The sequence below is a fragment of the Amycolatopsis mongoliensis genome (genome assembly GCF_030285665.1).
Taxonomy (GTDB): Bacteria; Actinomycetota; Actinomycetes; order Mycobacteriales; family Pseudonocardiaceae; genus Amycolatopsis; species Amycolatopsis mongoliensis.
Genome location: NZ_CP127295.1, coordinates 8,534,305 through 8,548,902, shown reverse-complemented (window position 1 = coordinate 8,548,902; position 14,598 = coordinate 8,534,305). Strand labels below are relative to the sequence as shown.

The 14,598-nt window shown below is 71.3% G+C and carries 16 protein-coding genes; 6 read left to right on the top strand and 10 right to left on the bottom strand.

The window, feature by feature from the left end:
* The first annotated feature begins 40 nt into the window (after positions 1–40).
* On the top strand, positions 41–625 hold the full coding sequence (locus QRX60_RS41005) for an Rv1733c family protein (protein ID WP_285996843.1): 585 nt from the start codon (positions 41–43) through the stop codon (positions 623–625).
* Positions 626–640: 15 nt separating this feature from the next.
* On the opposite strand, the gene QRX60_RS41000 is transcribed toward QRX60_RS41005, so the two are convergent.
* Together QRX60_RS41000 and QRX60_RS40995 are read right to left on the bottom strand one after the other, a co-directional pair.
* Entirely contained in the window at positions 641–1,429 is a 789-nt protein-coding gene (locus QRX60_RS41000; RefSeq protein ID WP_285996842.1) for an ABC transporter permease, read from the bottom strand.
* Entirely contained in the window at positions 1,426–2,340 is a 915-nt protein-coding gene (locus QRX60_RS40995; RefSeq protein ID WP_285996841.1) for an ABC transporter ATP-binding protein, read from the bottom strand. Before QRX60_RS40995 ends, QRX60_RS41000 begins: the two co-directional genes overlap by 4 nt.
* A 299-nt stretch (positions 2,341–2,639) precedes the next feature.
* Here QRX60_RS40995 and QRX60_RS40990 point away from each other — a divergent pair, with 299 nt between their 5' ends.
* Both QRX60_RS40990 and QRX60_RS40985 read left to right on the top strand, forming a co-directional pair.
* Positions 2,640–3,086 carry a CBS domain-containing protein gene (locus tag QRX60_RS40990; RefSeq protein ID WP_285996840.1) on the top strand — a complete coding sequence of 149 codons (447 nt, stop codon included), beginning with the start codon at positions 2,640–2,642 and terminating at the stop codon, positions 3,084–3,086.
* Between the two features lie 22 nt (positions 3,087–3,108).
* A complete protein-coding gene (locus QRX60_RS40985) occupies positions 3,109–4,401 on the top strand; it encodes an ArsB/NhaD family transporter (protein ID WP_285996839.1) in 1,293 nt (430 codons plus the stop codon).
* Positions 4,402–4,429: 28 nt separating this feature from the next.
* Here the strand turns inward: QRX60_RS40985 and QRX60_RS40980 are convergent, their stop codons facing one another.
* The 7 genes from QRX60_RS40980 to QRX60_RS40950 form a co-directional block, all read right to left on the bottom strand.
* On the bottom strand, positions 4,430–5,161 hold the full coding sequence (locus QRX60_RS40980) for a dienelactone hydrolase family protein (protein WP_285996838.1): 732 nt from the start codon (positions 5,159–5,161) through the stop codon (positions 4,430–4,432).
* Positions 5,162–5,367: 206 nt separating this feature from the next.
* The gene (locus tag QRX60_RS40975) at positions 5,368–5,718 is read right to left on the bottom strand and encodes a DUF779 domain-containing protein (RefSeq protein WP_285996837.1); all 351 of its coding nucleotides are present in this window, start codon (positions 5,716–5,718) and stop codon (positions 5,368–5,370) included.
* A gap of 104 nt (positions 5,719–5,822) precedes the next feature.
* Entirely contained in the window at positions 5,823–7,343 is a 1,521-nt protein-coding gene (locus tag QRX60_RS40970; protein WP_285996836.1) for an aldehyde dehydrogenase family protein, read from the bottom strand.
* A 203-nt stretch (positions 7,344–7,546) separates the two neighbouring features.
* Entirely contained in the window at positions 7,547–7,846 is a 300-nt protein-coding gene (locus QRX60_RS40965; protein WP_285996835.1) for a hypothetical protein, read from the bottom strand.
* A gap of 330 nt (positions 7,847–8,176) precedes the next feature.
* Positions 8,177–8,926 (bottom strand): S1C family serine protease, encoded by a 750-nt coding sequence (locus QRX60_RS40960; RefSeq protein ID WP_285996834.1) that lies wholly within the window; start codon positions 8,924–8,926, stop codon positions 8,177–8,179.
* Positions 8,927–9,133: 207 nt separating this feature from the next.
* On the bottom strand, positions 9,134–9,454 hold the full coding sequence (locus QRX60_RS40955; RefSeq protein ID WP_285996833.1) for a hypothetical protein: 321 nt from the start codon (positions 9,452–9,454) through the stop codon (positions 9,134–9,136).
* Between the two features lie 31 nt (positions 9,455–9,485).
* The gene (locus QRX60_RS40950; protein ID WP_285996832.1) at positions 9,486–10,724 is read right to left on the bottom strand and encodes a phosphoribosyltransferase family protein; all 1,239 of its coding nucleotides are present in this window, start codon (positions 10,722–10,724) and stop codon (positions 9,486–9,488) included.
* A 215-nt stretch (positions 10,725–10,939) separates the two neighbouring features.
* On the opposite strand from QRX60_RS40950, the gene QRX60_RS40945 reads away from it, so the two are divergent.
* Positions 10,940–11,548 (top strand): CBS domain-containing protein, encoded by a 609-nt coding sequence (locus QRX60_RS40945; RefSeq protein ID WP_285996831.1) that lies wholly within the window; start codon positions 10,940–10,942, stop codon positions 11,546–11,548.
* A gap of 131 nt (positions 11,549–11,679) precedes the next feature.
* A complete protein-coding gene (locus QRX60_RS40940) occupies positions 11,680–12,087 on the top strand; it encodes an Hsp20/alpha crystallin family protein (protein ID WP_285996830.1) in 408 nt (135 codons plus the stop codon).
* A 117-nt stretch (positions 12,088–12,204) separates the two neighbouring features.
* Here the strand turns inward: QRX60_RS40940 and QRX60_RS40935 are convergent, their stop codons facing one another.
* Positions 12,205–13,149: an endonuclease/exonuclease/phosphatase family protein gene (locus tag QRX60_RS40935; RefSeq protein ID WP_285996829.1), complete on the bottom strand. Its 945-nt coding sequence runs from the start codon at positions 13,147–13,149 to the stop codon at positions 12,205–12,207.
* Between the two features lie 225 nt (positions 13,150–13,374).
* Between QRX60_RS40935 and QRX60_RS40930 the strand changes: the two genes are divergently transcribed.
* Positions 13,375–14,583: an IS110 family RNA-guided transposase gene (locus QRX60_RS40930; RefSeq protein WP_285995415.1), complete on the top strand. Its 1,209-nt coding sequence runs from the start codon at positions 13,375–13,377 to the stop codon at positions 14,581–14,583.
* The last annotated feature ends 15 nt before the right edge of the window (positions 14,584–14,598 follow it).

Below are 14,598 nucleotides of genomic sequence, written 5' to 3'. Positions count from 1 at the left end.
CATTTCGGCGACGAGGAAGGCAGGGGCGATGTACACGACGATGCGACTTACCCGGCTGCGGCACACACTCCTGCCCGGGCGCGGCACGGTGGCCCGACCGTCGGACCGGGTTCAGGCGGTCCTGCTGATGTTCGTGCTGCTGCTGTCACTCGCCGCCGCGGCTGGTGCCGTCCTGTTCGGCATCGGTCTCCACGCGAGCGAGGCGGCCCGGTCCGCCGAACAGCTCGCTTCGCGCTACACCGCGACGGCGGTCCTGCAGGCCGACGGGCCGGCCGTCGGCCTGGCCGGGCGGAGCGGGATCCCGGGCGAGTCCGGCCCGGCGGCGGCGAGCTGGACGACGCGCGACGGCCGGCAGCGCACCGGTGAGGTCGACGCCCCGTCGGGGACGGTCGCCGGCAACGAAATCCCGATCTGGCTGGACGCCTCGGGCTCGCCGGCCGAGCGTCCCCTCACCCCGGCGTCGGCGGCCGTCGACTCGGCGGTGCTCGCGGTGGGCCTGTGGGCGGGTGTGGTGTTCCTCCTGTGGCTGACCTACCGCGGTGTGGTGCTGGTGCTGGACCGCTTCCGCCTGGCGCACTGGCAGCAGGAGTGGTTCCGCGAACAGGAGCGGCTGGGACGCTCCTGACCGCGGCGGCTTCGGTCAGCGGTCGTGGTCGGCGTAGCGCCACCAGGCCGCTGTCGCCGCCACTCCGGCGATGCCCACCAGCGCGACGAGGGTGAAGCCGAGCGCGCCGGGCGGGTCGCGGTCGGGGCCGGCGAGCTCGGTGTACAGCGCGGGCACGGACCACGGGAAGTACCGCCCGTAGCCGAGCAGGGCGACGACCTGAGCGGAGAAGACCGCGGCGATCATCGCGGCGACACCGGCGAGGTAGCCGCGGCCCGCGCTGGCGGCCAGCGCGAAGGGGGTCACCAGCAGGACCGCCAGCACGGTCGTGACCAGGAGCCCGGCCAGCCCGTGCAGCGCGGCCCCGGCGGACCAGCGAGGCAGGCCGATCACGGCTCCGACCAGCAGGCCGAGGACGAAGAGGTAGCAGGCCAGGAGCAGGGACCACACCGTCGCGACCGCGAACTTCGCGCCGACGATCGTGGTGCGCGCGGTCGGCAGGGCCAGCAGGTCCTTCACCGTGTCCTGGCTGAATTCCCGGCCGAAGAGCCACACCACGACGAGGCCGAACAGCAACGTGCCGCCCACGGCGACGGTCTGGCCGAGCAGGGCGAAGTACGCGGGCCAGTCGGCGGTGCCGCCGGTCAGCGACGCCTTGGTGCCGAGCAGCCCGAGCGACCGCGCGCGCCGCAGGTCCTGGAGGATGAACATGACCAGGCCGCCGAACGCGCCGGCGACGGTGAAGGCGGCCACGGTGACCCAGGGCAGCCGGGACCGGCGCGCCTTCAGCAGTTCGACGCGGACGGCGGCGGTCGCGGCGGTCACGAGGTGCTCACCAGCCGCAGGAAGCAGGTCTCCAGGTCGTCCCGCTCCACCGCGAGCCGCGACGGCGGGCAGCCCGCGGTGACGAGGAGGGTCGCGATCTCCTCGGGACGGCCGACCGCGCGTTCGTCTTCGAGTTCGAGGCCGTTGTCACCGGTCCGCGAGACGGGGTGGCCCGCGGCGTGCAAGGCCGCCGCGGCGGCGTCCCGGTCGCGGACGAGGACGGTCAGCCGCGGGCGGGCGTGGGCGATGAGGTCGGCCGTGGCGCCCGTCCAGACGAGCCGGCCGCGGTCGAGGACGCCGATGCGGGTGGCCAGGCGGGCGACCTCGGTCAGGATGTGGCTGGACAGCAGCACGGCCACGCCGTCGCGGGCGAGTTCACCGAGCAGCGCGCGGATCTCGGCGACGCCCGCGGGGTCGAGGCCGTTGGCGGGCTCGTCGAGCACGAGCAGCGCGGGCCGGTGGATCAGGGCCTTGGCCAGGCCGAGCCGCTGGGCGTTGCCGAGGGACAGCGTCCGCGCCCGGTGGTGGGCGTACGCGCCGAGGTCGAGCCGGGTGATCACCTCGGACACCGGCGCGTCCTCGCTCAGCCCGCGCAGCCGGGCGGCCACCACGAGGTTCTCGGTGACGGTCAGCTCCGGGTACGCCGCGGGGGTCTCGACGAGGTAGCCGACGCGCGACCAGACCGCGTGGGCGCCGGGCCGGACGCGCGTGCCCAGCAGCGACACCCGGCCGGCGGTGGGCCGGACCATGCCGAGCAGCATCCGGATCGTGGTGGTCTTGCCCGCGCCGTTGAGCCCGAGCAGGGCGTGGATCTCGCCGGGAGCGACGGTGAGGGAGAGCCGGTCCACCGCCACGACCTCGCCGTAGCGCTTGGTCAGGCCGGTGGCGTCGATGGCCTGGGTGTCCGTCATGGAAGCCTCTTTCGCGCGTGGGCACCTCGCGCCGACCAGGCTTCCCGGCTCTCCGCGGGCCATCCTACCCCTGCCGGCGACCGTGCTGTCCTCAGTGGACAGCCGCCGCGCCCGAGTTGCCCCGGGACGGTCTTTGCGGCATCTTTACGCGAGGAGTGCCGGGAAGTCTGGTCGGCCGGTCCGCGTCCGACCCGGACGGCGGGCGGCCGAACCGACCGCGGGGAGTCCGATGGCGCTCAGCTCCACCACCGGCGCCGTGAACTCCGGCGCTCCCGCCGTGGATGTCGTACGCTGGGCCGATGCACGCCGCCCAGATGGCCGAGGAGTACCCGGTCGTCGAACTGGATTCCGACGCCCTCGACGCGGCACGGCTGCTGGCCGAGCGGCGGCTGCCCGGCCTGGTCGTGACCGACCGGACGGGCTGCCCGCAGTCGGTGCTGCCGGCCTCGGAGGTGGTGCAGTTCCTGGTGCCCGGCTACGTGCGCGACGACCCTTCGCTGGCGGGCGTGCTCGACGAGTCGATGGCCGACCGGGTCGTCGACAAGCTGGGTGGCAAGACCGTCCGGTCGCTGCTGCCCGAGGAAGCCACGGAGCTGCCCCGGGTGAACGCCGACGACACCATCATCGAGGTCGCCGCCATGATGGCCCGGCTGCGCTGCCCGCTGGTCGCGGTCATGGAAGGCCGGACCCTGCTCGGCGTCATCTCCGCCTCCCGGCTCCTGGAGCTGGCCTTGACCCCGCGCTGACGGCGGCCGGGGCGGTGGTGTCGTGAACACGGCCGTCGCCGTCACCGTCTTCGTGGTCGCCTACCTCTTCATCGCGACCGAGAAGATCCCGAAGATGACCGCCGCGCTCGGCGGCGCCGGGGTGGTGCTGGCGCTGGGGATCAGCGGGTCGGACGACGCGTTCTTCTCCGAGGACACCGGTGTCGACTGGAACGTCGTCTTCCTGCTGCTCGGCATGATGATCATCGTCGGGATCCTGCGGCGGACCGGGGTCTTCGAGTACGTGGCGATCTGGGCGGCCAAGCGCGCCAAGGGATCCCCGCTGCGCGTCATGATCCTGCTGTCGCTGATCACCGCGGTGGCGTCGGCCTTCCTGGACAACGTGACGACGGTGCTGCTGATCGCCCCGGTCACGCTGCTGGTCTGCGACCGGCTCGACATCAAGCCGGCGCCGTTCCTCATCGCCGAGGTCTTCGCCTCCAACCTCGGGGGCACGGCGACCCTGATCGGTGATCCGCCGAACATCATCATCGGCAGCCGCGCCGGGCTGGCGTTCAACGACTTCCTGGTCAACCTGGCGCCGATCGTGGCAATCGAGCTGGTCGTGTTCACGCTGGTGCTGCCCCGGCTGTTCCGGGGTTCCTTCGCCGTCGATCCGGCGCGGGTGGCCGACGTCATGGCGCTGAACGAGCGCGAGGCGATCCAGAAACCGAAGCTGCTGCTCAAGTCCGGGGCCGTGCTGCTGGCCGTGCTGGCCGCGTTCGTGCTGCACTCGCTGATCCACATCGAGCCGTCGGTCGTCGCCCTGCTCGGTGCGGGCGTGCTGGTGCTGATCTCGGGAACCGAGCCGAAGCAGTACCTGGCCGGGGTGGAGTGGGAGACGCTGCTGTTCTTCGCCGGGCTGTTCATCATGATCGGCGCGCTGGTCAAGACCGGCGTGATCGGGACGCTCGCCCGGCTGGCCGCCGACGCCACCGGCGGCGACGCCCTGCTCGCGGTCATGCTCATCCTGGGCGTCTCCGCGCTGCTGTCCGGTGTCATCGACAACATCCCCTACGTGGCCACGATGAGCCCGCTCGTGCTGGCGCTCACCCACGACATCCCGGACCCGGCGCACTCCGAGGCGTTGTGGTGGTCGCTGGCGATCGGCGCGGACTTCGGCGGCAACATGACCGCCGTCGGCGCCAGCGCGAACGTCGTGATGCTCGGCATCGCCGCCCGCTCCGGCTCACCCATCTCGTTCTGGGAGTTCACCAAGAAGGGCGCGATCGTCACGGCGATCACGGTGCTCGTCGCGGCGCCCTACCTCTGGCTGCGCTACTTCGTGCTGGCGTGACGCCGCGACACCGCCTACCGTCCGTGCCTCACCTCAGGTGCCGGCCGAAGAACCAGTTCCCGGCGTCCCCCTCGGACTGCGGGACGCCGGTGTGCCCGCCCATGTTGGCGTGCAGCGTCTTCTCCTTCGAGCCGAACGCGTCGAACAGGTCCAGAGCCAGCTGCCGGTCGTTTCCTTCGTCGTCCCACTGCAGCAGGACCAGCAGCGGAATGGTGACCTGCCGGGCCTGGTCGACCATGGCGCGGGGCACGTAACTCCCGGCGAACAGCAGGGCGGCCGCGATGCGCGGCTCGACCACCGCCAGCCGGACGGCGACGGCGATCACCCCGCCCGCGAACCCGACCGGGCCGCCGATCCCGGGCAGGTCCAAGAGGGCGTCCAGGGTGGCCCGCCATTCCGGGACCGCCTGGTCGACCAGCGGGAGAATGAGCCGCTCGACGACTTCGTCGGCGACCGGCTCGCCGGCCTGCAGTGCCCGGCGCAGGTCGGCCCGGGCCTCGTCCACGGCGGGGAGCGGGGGCCGGTCACCGCTCCCGGGGAGTTCGATGGTCGCCGTGGCGTAGCCCTCCGCCGCGGCGTGCCGGGCCCGGGCCGCGAGCCGGGGGTACATCTTGTGCAGGCCGCCGGGGTGGCCCATCAGGATCAGCGGCGCCGGCGCGGACCGGGATCCGGGCGTCCACAGGATGCCGGGAACCTCGCCGAGGGTGAATCCGCGTTCGAGGACGCCGTCGTCGAGGCGCTGTTCGGAAGTGAACCGCATGGTGGTGCCTTTCGGGAGTGCTGGTGAACGGCGCTCCCGGACGACCTATCGCCCGACCGTGACCCCGCAGGGGAGCACCCATGTCGCTACGTTCACGGGTACCACCTCCTCGGTCTCTCGCACGGCTCCCGGCAGGCTAGCGGTGTTCGCCGTGGTTCGCCAACGGGTTTCTCGTCAGCCGCCGAACTCGGTGTCGACAGCGGCTTTCAGGAAACGCTCCGGTCGAGGTGGACGCGGGTGACGAAGTGGCGACGGGGTCCGGCGGGCAGGGAGAAGCCATCGGGGTCACCGTCCGCGACGTCGAGGACGTAGCTGCCGTGCCCCCAGGCTTCGTCGAGCCGGCTGTCGAGGTAGAAGGGCGCACCGTCGATCTCGCCGAGCAGCACGTCGCCGGCACCGACGAGGAACTCCTTGGCCGGGAAGCACATCGGGACGCTGCCGCCACAGCACCCACCCGACTGGACGAACATCACCGGGCCGCGGGCGGCGCGCAACGCGGAGATCGCGTCGCGCGCCGCCGGCGTGGCGGTGACCCGCTCGCTCCGGGGCGTGGTCATCGGCTCCTCCTGCCTGGTGTCGCGGCTTGTCGTGAGTGAGAAACAGCGTTAGAACACGGTTTCTCACTCACGACCCCCGGCCAGCGGACCTCAGAAGCGCCGCCCTAGAACAGGCCGAGCGGTGCGGTGCCGTAGCTGACCAGGAGGTTCTTGGTCTGGCTGTAGTGGTCCAGCATCATGCGGTGGTTCTCCCGCCCGATCCCGGAGATCTTGTAGCCGCCGAACGCCGCACCCGCCGGGTACTGGTGGTAGCAGTTCGTCCACACGCGACCGGCCTTGATCCGCCGGCCCATCCGGTAGGCGCGGTTGCCGTCGCGGGTCCACACGCCCGCACCCAGGCCGTAGAGCGTGTCGTTGGCGATCGCCAGCGCGTCGGCCTCGTCGGTGAACCTGGTGACCGCGAGCACCGGTCCGAAGATCTCCTCCTGGAACACGCGCATCTTGTTGTGTCCTTCGAGGACGGTGGGCTGGAAGTAGTAGCCCTCGTCGAACTCGCCGCCGACGTGGGCGCGCTGGCCGCCGATGAGGACCTTCGCGCCTTCTTCCCGGCCGATCTCGACGTAGGAGGTGATCTTCTCCAGCTGCTGGGCGGAGACCTGGGCGCCGAGCTGGGTGTCGGTGTCGAGCGGGTTGCCCTGCTTGATCGCGGCGATCCGGTCGAGTGCCCGGGCCATGAACTCGTCGTAGATGTCGGCCTGGACCAGCGCGCGCGACGGGCAGGTGCACACCTCGCCCTTGTTGAACGCGTACAGCACGAGCCCTTCGACGGCCTTGTCCAGGAATTCGTCGTCGTGGGCCATGACGTCGGCGAAGAAGATGTTCGGCGACTTGCCGCCCAGCTCCACGGTGGACGGGATGAGGTTCTGGGCGGCGTACTGCATGATCAGCCGGCCCGTCACGGTCTCACCGGTGAACCCGATCTTCGCGATCCGCGGGCTGGTCGCCAGCGCGCGGCCGATTTCGCCACCCGGTCCGTTGACCACGTTGATCACGCCCGGCGGGACGACGTGCTGGATCACTTCCATCAGCTTGAGGATCGACCACGGGGTCGGCGAGGCCGGCTTGAGCACCGAGCAGTTCCCGGCCGCCAGCGCGGGGGCGAGCTTCCACGCCGCCATCAGCAGCGGGAAGTTGAACGGGATGATCTGCCCGACCACACCGAGCGGTTCGCGGAAGTGGTAGGCGACCAGGTCCTTGTCGATCTCGGTGGTCCGGCCCTCTTCGGACCGCGCGGCGGCGGCGAAGTACCGGAAGTGGTCGGCCACGAGCGGGACATCGGCGTTGAGGGTTTCCCGGACCGGTTTGCCGTTCTCCCAGCTTTCCGCGACCGCCAGCATCTCCGCGTTCGCTTCGACCGCGTCGGCGATCGCCGTGAGCACGGCGGCGCGTTCGGTCGCGGACGCCTCACCCCAGGCGTCCTTCGCCTCGTGCGCGGCGTCCAACGCGGACTCGACGTCCTCCGGGGTCGACTGGGCGACTTCGGTGATCGGCTGTGCGGTCGCCGGTGACCGGTTGACCCGGTACTGCCCGGCCGCGGGAGCCGGCCACTTGCCCCCGATGAAGTTCTCGTACCGCGGTTCCACGGCGACGATGCTGTCCGGTCGTCCCGGTGGCGTGTACTGCATGGGCCTCTCCTCGCCTTGTCGTAGCCCGGCGCTCACGGGCCACTGAACACCGCACCGTCGCGGCGATGGAGAGCTGAAAGTCCTTGGCGCACGGGCACCAAGTCCTGTGTCGACGGTCACGCCGGGCGGGATCTCACGGAGGCGGGGGCAGGGAGGCCGGGGCCGAAAGTCCCGAACCGGTGCGTAGGGGCCGAGACAGCTCGTTACCGACTCAAAGGCAGGATCTGGCCGCCCGGCAGGGTCAGCATCGGCTCGGTCTGCCCGGCATTCCAGGCGAGCGCGGCCTCGAGGTCGTCCGGCGACAACCGTGCCCTGGCGCGGAGTTGGTCCATGTCGGCGTCCCGCATTCCGGGCTGTTTGCTGGCACGGCACAGGCGGCCGAACCACAGCTCGGCGATCGACCAGCTCGACCGGGCGTGGTCGATCAGTGCCGCCAGGTGCTCAGGACAGCAGGCGTTGACGTACCGCTGGCCGTCCAGGGAAAAGAAGATCGGATCGATCACCGAAGAATCCGGCACCAAAGCCCCTTGGACATCGCCGGCGGGGCACGGTTCACCGCAGTAGAGGCAGCGCGGACCGGGTGACGCGCGGAATGACCGTGGGGCAACCCGTTGCTCTGCCTGCGTCAGGTCTTCTGGATGCATCAGGTCACCTCGACACTCATCCCTCACTGGTCCTCGCCACGAGGGTCGTGCGCGCGCCACGCCTCGGCAGACGGTCGACCGCGGGCGGGCCGCGCGTCGCCCGCCACCTCAGCCGAGCAGCCCGGGCCGAATTCGTCAAGGGGGAAGCGCCAGTTCGGTCGTCCGGACTTTTCAGCGGCTTGTTCCCGGTCAGCCGCCTTGAACGGTGACACCGAACCCCTTCAGCACCTGCAGCGCGTCGTTGATCGGGATGGCGAAGTTCACCGCTTCGGCTGTGGTCGCGTGGTTGCTGGTGACCGCCGCCGTGACCACGCCGATCACCTGTCCCGCCGCGTTGAGCAGTGGGCCGCCGGAGTTGCCCGAGCTGATCGCGGCATCGGTTTGCAGCAACCCCGCGAGGTCGGTCTCGGTGCCGGGCAGGGAGCGGTCCAGCCCGGAAATCACGCCGCGGGTCACCGACGGAACGGCGCCGAGGTCCAGCGCGTTGCCGATCGCGACGACGTCGTCACCGACCTTGGCGCTGTCGGAGTCGGCCAGCCGGGCCGCGGGAAGTCCGCCGGCACCGTTGATGCGCAGCAACGCGATGTCGGCACCGCGGTCGGCGGCGATGACGACGGCGGGCAGGTCCGTGGTCGATCCGGCGCGCGTGACCGAGACGCTCGTGGCGCCGATGACCACGTGGGCGTTGGTGACCACCGAGCCGTCGGAGGTCAGGATGATTCCGGTGCCGGCCGCCCGGCCGAGGGAGGTCGTGACCGCGAGGTTCACCACGGACGGCTCGACCTGGGCGGCGATCGTCGCCACGTCGAGCGAGGTGCCGGTCAGCCGCTGTGCGGGCTCGACCGTCACCGTGGTGCCGGCCGCTCCGGTGAAGTGCGAGGCGACGATCTGGGCGATCGTGCCGCCGGCGGCGCCGAACACCACGGCCGTCAGGATCACGGCGAGCATCATCGGCCGGCGTCGTCTTCGCACCCGCGGCGGCGGAGGTGCGGCGAAGGGGCCGGTCTCGAGTGGCTGTTGCTCTACCGGACCGTAGTACTCCGGATGGAAATCCGGGCCGGCTTCCGCGGTCATCGTCATCATCTCCGTCGGATCAGGGAACGGGGAGGCCCACAGCGGGTACCGGCGGCCGAGGTCCGGTTCGGGTCAGATCAGGACGAGGGTTCTTTCGTGGTAGGCGAACCGCCGCAGCAGGGCCGACCGGGAGATCCGGCGGGTGCCGCAGGCACACCACGCCGGAATCAGGTCTTCACCGTTCCCGTCGAGCGCGTCGACGTGTTCCGCCCCGCGGTGGGCGGCCCGCGACACGAAGACCGGGCCGTGGACCGTGCCGTAGACGGCGGCCACGTCGTGGCCGGCCTGGCAGCGCACACGCAGGAGCAGGTGCTCCTCGCGGCACCGGCCGAGCGCCGCGACGTCTCTCTCCGCCCGTTCACGGCGGGTCGTGGGAGTGTGGCTGTCGGCCATCAGTTCCTCCTTTCCTGGTGCGCGCACCAGTTCAGCCGGTACGGGTCCCCGGTGCGCGCGCGGCGGTCGAGACTCGTGCCTCGCGGGCGAAACGGGTGGTGAACCAGTCGCGGGCGAGGAGGGTGACCCGGTCGAGCGCACCGGGTTCTCCGAACAGGTGGGTGGCGCCGGGAACGACGGCCAGCCGGGTCTCCCCGGGCATGACGGCGCGGGCGCGCCGGTTGAGGCCCAGGACGACGTCATCGGCTCCGCCGACGATCAGCAGCGTCGGGGTGCGTACCCGGCGCAGCGCCGCGCCGGCCAGGTCGGGGCGTCCGCCGCGCGACACGATCGCGCGGACGCCGACTTCCGGTCTCGTGGCGGCGACCAGCGCAGCCGCGGCGCCGGTACTCGCGCCGAAGTACCCGATCGGCAGCCCGGCGGCCTCCGGCTGGGCGCTCAGCCAGCGCGTCGCCTCGGCGAGCCGTCCGGCCAGCAACGGGATGTCGAACACCTTCCGGCGGTCGTGTTCCTCGCCGGGGGCGAGCAGGTCGAACAGCAGAGTGCCCAGGCCGGCCTGGTTCAGGGCCGCGGCGACGTACTGGTTGCGGGGGCTGTGCCGGCTGCTCCCGCTGCCGTGGGCGAACACGACGAGCCCGGTGGGCGCGCCGGGGACGGTCAGGTGCCCGGGCAGCGTGACCGCGGCCTGGAGCAGCGTGACCTCCTCGTCCCGCAGCGGCCGGTCGTCGACGGCCCGCCGGAGCAGGTCCTCGACCTCTTCGTCGGAGACCGGCCGGAAGTCCCGGTACCACTGGCCGACGGTGCGGAAGCCCGCCGGTGCCTGCAGGCAGACGACTTCGTCCGCGCTCGCCGCGAGGTCCGTGACGGCCGTCGGCGCGGCCACCGGTACCGCCAGGACCACCCGGGCCGCACCCTGCGCCTTGGCGACCCGGCACGCGGCGCGGGCCGTGGATCCGGTGGCCACGCCGTCGTCCACGACGATCACGGTCCGTCCCCTCAGCGGGACCCGGGCCCGCACGGCCCGGCGCCGCACGGCCCGGCGCCGCAGTTCTGCCTGTCCGGCCTCGGCCGCGGTCGTCAGCTGGTCCGCGGTCAGCCCGAGCTCGCGGACCACGATCACGTCGAGCGGGGCGTGCAGGGCCTGTGCCACGGCGAACGCGACCGGTACGCCGCCGCGGGGCAGGCCGACGACCACGGGGTCCTCGTCCCGGAACCGGAGCAGCCGCCCGGCGAGGCGACGGCCGGCGGTGACGCGGTCGGCGAACCGCATGGGGGCACCTCCTGCGGCGGGTCGGGTCGTCGATGGTGTTCCGGTTTCCTCGTGCGAACCAGGGCAGACCGTCACCTGGTCAAGGGACTTTCGTTTCTCCGCCTCGGTTCGCGCGGAACCGAGGACCAAAGCCCGCCCGTCCGATGACCGAGGCCCCCGTCGGTCCCGGCCGCGAGCGCCTAACGTGGTGGCCGGAACCCGAGGTGGAGGTGGGCATGCGCGGACCGCTCGTTTCGGACCTGATGAACTGGCCGGTGGTCTCGGTCGACCCGGACACCCCGGCGGCGGAGCTGGCCACCTTGCTCCACCGGTACCGCATCGGCGCGGTTCCGGTGGCCGACGCCCGGTCGCGCCCGATCGGGGTGGTTGCCGAGTCCGACCTCCCCGCGCGGTTCCGGCGCGGAGGCACGCACCGCCGGGTCCGCGGACGCGGGCCGCGCGCGCGGGAACTCATGACCCGGCCGGTCCCCACCGTCCACCCGGACGAACCCGTCAGACGTGCCGCGCAGCGGCTCGCTCAGGCGAGACAGCCGCGTCTGTACGTCGTCGACGGGTCGGGCCGGCTGGTCGGTGTTCTTGCTCGCGCGGACGTACTGCGCACGTTCGTCCGACCGGACGCCGAGATCAAGGCGGTGGTGGAACGGGAAACCAGCGCGCAGCGGGCGCTCTCCGTGCGCGTGGACGACGGCGTGGTGACGCTCGAGGGCACCGCCCACGGCGGCGCCGACGCCGAACGCGCGGTCCGGCTGGCCGAAGCCGTCCCGGGGGTCGTCGCCGTGCGGAACCGGCTGCGGCACGAAGAGGACTACGCCGAAGCTTTCTGACCCGCGCTCCGGCCCGCGGCCTGTTCCGGTGAGGCCGTTGGTCCCGCCTTTCGGGGCATTACGGCCGCTTCGGCGCAGCGGGTGGCCGGTGTTGCCTGGACCGACGATTGTCGTGTGGAAAGGAGGGCAGGATGACATCACTGCTTCCTCGGACGAGGACGATGTTCCCCGGGCTCACGGAGTGGTTCGACGCGGCGTGGCCGTTCGGCGAGCGCAACCTGGTCCGGATCGAAGAAGTGGCCGCGGAGGGCGAGTACGTCGTGCGTGCCGAGCTTCCTGGCTTCGACCCCGAGAAGGACGTGCACGTCGCGGCGGAGAACGGGATGCTGACGATCTCGGCGGAGCGGCAGGCCCGCAAGGAAGAGAAGGGCCGCAGCGAGTTCCGCTACGGGTCCTTCAGCCGGACGGTGGCGCTGCCACGGGGTGCCGAGACCGCGAAGATCGCCGCCACCTACCACGACGGGATCCTCGAGGTGAAGGTCCCGGTGGCGCAGACCGAAGCGACCGGTCAGATCGAAATCCCGGTGAAGAAGGACTGACCCGGGAACCCGCGGGCGGTGGGGCGGAAGGCCGCACCGCCCGCCTTTCGAGTGCCGCGCAATCCGACCTCGACGGCGCCGAACCCCAGTGGGGGAGCGAACAGGGCCAAGACACCTCTATGCGGTGAAAGAGGCGACGACGGGAGCGTGGTCGGATCCTGACTGGCTGACGTGTGTGGACGGGTTGTCGGTGACCGAGGGCAGGTCGTGGTCGTGGACGACGTGGACTTCGGGCAGCGGGTCGAGCAAGGCGTGGCTGGCGAAGATGTGGTCGATGAGTTCGCGGCGGCCGTTGTTGATGCGGGAATAGCGCTGGTCGGGCGGGATGAGTGCGGCGAGGTTCCACAGGCGCCAGCGGTCGCCGGCGTCGGGGCGCTTGAATCCGGCGGTACCGATCTCCGAGCCGGGTGGGCCGGCCAGGATCTGGGTGGTGGCCGCGGTGGCTTCGTCGTTGAGGTCGCCCAGCACGACGAGCCGTTCACCGGCATCCGGTTCGAGGCAGGTGGTGGCGAGTTCGCGGACGGCAGTGGCTTCGGCGGTTCGGCGGTAGAGGGCGTAGGCGCCGAAGCGGGCACGTTCGCCTTCGTCGTGGGGCGTGAACCGGCCGCCGGGGTAGGTGAGCAGCTTGGACTTCAGGTGGCACGTGATGAGGGTGAGCGTGGTGCCGGGTTCGGGTTCCACGGTGACGGTCAGCGCGCCGCGTCCGAGCTGGTCGCTGCGCGGGGCGGGTGGGTCGGCGACCTGGACGGGCGCGAGCTTGGGCGCCAGGGCCGCGGTGTCGGCGACGACCGTCAGCGGCAGCCGGGAGAGGAACCCGACGCGGATCCCGCGTGCGTCCGGATGCTGCGACAGCGCGGTCGTCCAGTCGCCGGGGAGCAGTGCGGCCAGGTCGTCGAGGGCGGCGGGGTCGCCGACTTCCTGGACGGCGAGCACGTCCGGCGCGATCGCCGTGATGGTGGCGCGCAGTGCCGCCAGCTTGGCGTCGTAGGCGGCCTGGTCGGGCGGCCCGTCGCCACCCGGGCGGAACAGGTTCTCCAGATTCCACGTGCCGATGACGACCATGACGCCTCCATAAGATTGTTGGTGTTCAGGACGGGATGTTCTGGATGCCCAGGGCGATGGGGTGTGGCTGATGATGTCTTGCCTCGTGAGGTGGCTTCTGAGGAGTGGCCGCTCTGTCGTTCTGGACGCCCTGGCCGCTGATTGAGATCTGCGCTCGGTCGCTGTTTATGGAGATGCCGGCGGGTCGTCCACGGGGTGAGCTGGGAAGACGGGAGGACAGGCCGGGTGGCCGTGGGCAAGGTGTGGGTCGGGATCGACGTCGGCAAAGGTTTCCACCACGCGTGCGCGGTGGATGAGACCGGCAAGATCGTGTTCTCTCGGAAGGTGGCCAACGGGCAGGCCCCGATCGAGCAGCTGATCGCCCGCACCACCGCGAAAGCGTCCGAGGTGGTGTGGGCAGTGGACATGACTTCCGGTGCGGCCGGTTTGCTGATCACCCTGTTGCTGGCCACCGGACAGCCGGTGGTGTCGGTGCCGGGCCGGCTGGTCAACCGGATGGCCGGTGCGTTCGTCGGTGAGGGCAAGACCGACGCCAAAGACGCCCGCACGATCGCCGAAACCGCGCGTCTGCGCGGTGATCTGACCCCGATCACCAGCCCGGATGCGGTGGTGACCGATCTGCAGGTGCTCACCGCGCGGCGGGAGGACCTGATGGCTGACTGGGTGCGCGGGGTCAACCGGATCCGTGAGCTGCTGGCGAGTATTTTTCCTGCGCTGGAGCGGGCGTTCGATTACTCCACCCGCTCGGCGCTGGTGCTGCTGACCGGTTTCCAGACCCCGGCCGGGATCCGCGCTGCCGGGGCGGCCGGTGTGTCGGCCTACCTGGACGAGCACGGTGCGTGGGCCAGGGGTATTCCGTCCATGGTGGACAAGGCCCTTGCTGCCGCTGCCGAGCAAACCGTTGCGTTGCCGCAGGAATCGGTGACCGCGCCGCTGATCGCGCGGCTGGCGCGGCAGCTTTTGGAGCTGGATCGGGAGATCAAGGATCTGGGCAAGCAGCTCGCTGACCGATTTGGTGAGCATCCCGACGCGGGGCGCATCACCAGTCTCGACGGGTTCGGTCCGATCCTGGGTGCTTCGCTGCTGGCCGGGACCGGCGGTGATCTGCGGGCTGCGTTCGGCAGTTCCGCGCATCTGGCGGCCTATGCCGGGCTGGCGCCGGTGCCGCGTGATTCCGGGCGGGTGCGGGGCAACCTGCACCGGCCGAAGCGCTATCACCGTGGGCTGCGCCGGGTGTTCTACCTGGCTGCGTTGTCGGCGATCAAACGTCCCGACGGTCCCTCCCGGGCTTTCTACCTGCGCAAACGTGGTGAGGGGAAACGGCACACCCAGGCGTTGATCGCACTGGCCCGCCGCCTGGTCGACGTCATGTGGGCGTTGCTGCGCGATGGTCGTGAGTTCCATCATTCACCGCCGGTCACGGCTGCTGCTTGACACGATCATTGAAAC

Bases quoted from the DNA above. Each gene is read 5' to 3' on its own strand.
- QRX60_RS40995 (WP_285996841.1), bottom strand. From the start codon at position 2,340: ATGACGGACACCCAGGCCATCGACGCCACCGGCCTGACCAAGCGCTAC.
- QRX60_RS40955 (WP_285996833.1), bottom strand. From the start codon at position 9,454: ATGGCCGACAGCCACACTCCCACGACCCGCCGTGAACGGGCGGAGAGA.
- QRX60_RS40940 (WP_285996830.1), top strand. From the start codon at position 11,680: ATGACATCACTGCTTCCTCGGACGAGGACGATGTTCCCCGGGCTCACG.
- QRX60_RS40945 (WP_285996831.1), top strand. From the start codon at position 10,940: ATGCGCGGACCGCTCGTTTCGGACCTGATGAACTGGCCGGTGGTCTCG.
- QRX60_RS40935 (WP_285996829.1), bottom strand. From the start codon at position 13,149: ATGGTCGTCATCGGCACGTGGAATCTGGAGAACCTGTTCCGCCCGGGT.
- QRX60_RS40950 (WP_285996832.1), bottom strand. From the start codon at position 10,724: ATGCGGTTCGCCGACCGCGTCACCGCCGGCCGTCGCCTCGCCGGGCGG.
- QRX60_RS40980 (WP_285996838.1), bottom strand. From the start codon at position 5,161: ATGCGGTTCACTTCCGAACAGCGCCTCGACGACGGCGTCCTCGAACGC.
- QRX60_RS40970 (WP_285996836.1), bottom strand. From the start codon at position 7,343: ATGCAGTACACGCCACCGGGACGACCGGACAGCATCGTCGCCGTGGAA.
- QRX60_RS40990 (WP_285996840.1), top strand. From the start codon at position 2,640: ATGCACGCCGCCCAGATGGCCGAGGAGTACCCGGTCGTCGAACTGGAT.
- QRX60_RS40975 (WP_285996837.1), bottom strand. From the start codon at position 5,718: ATGACCACGCCCCGGAGCGAGCGGGTCACCGCCACGCCGGCGGCGCGC.
- QRX60_RS41005 (WP_285996843.1), top strand. From the start codon at position 41: ATGCGACTTACCCGGCTGCGGCACACACTCCTGCCCGGGCGCGGCACG.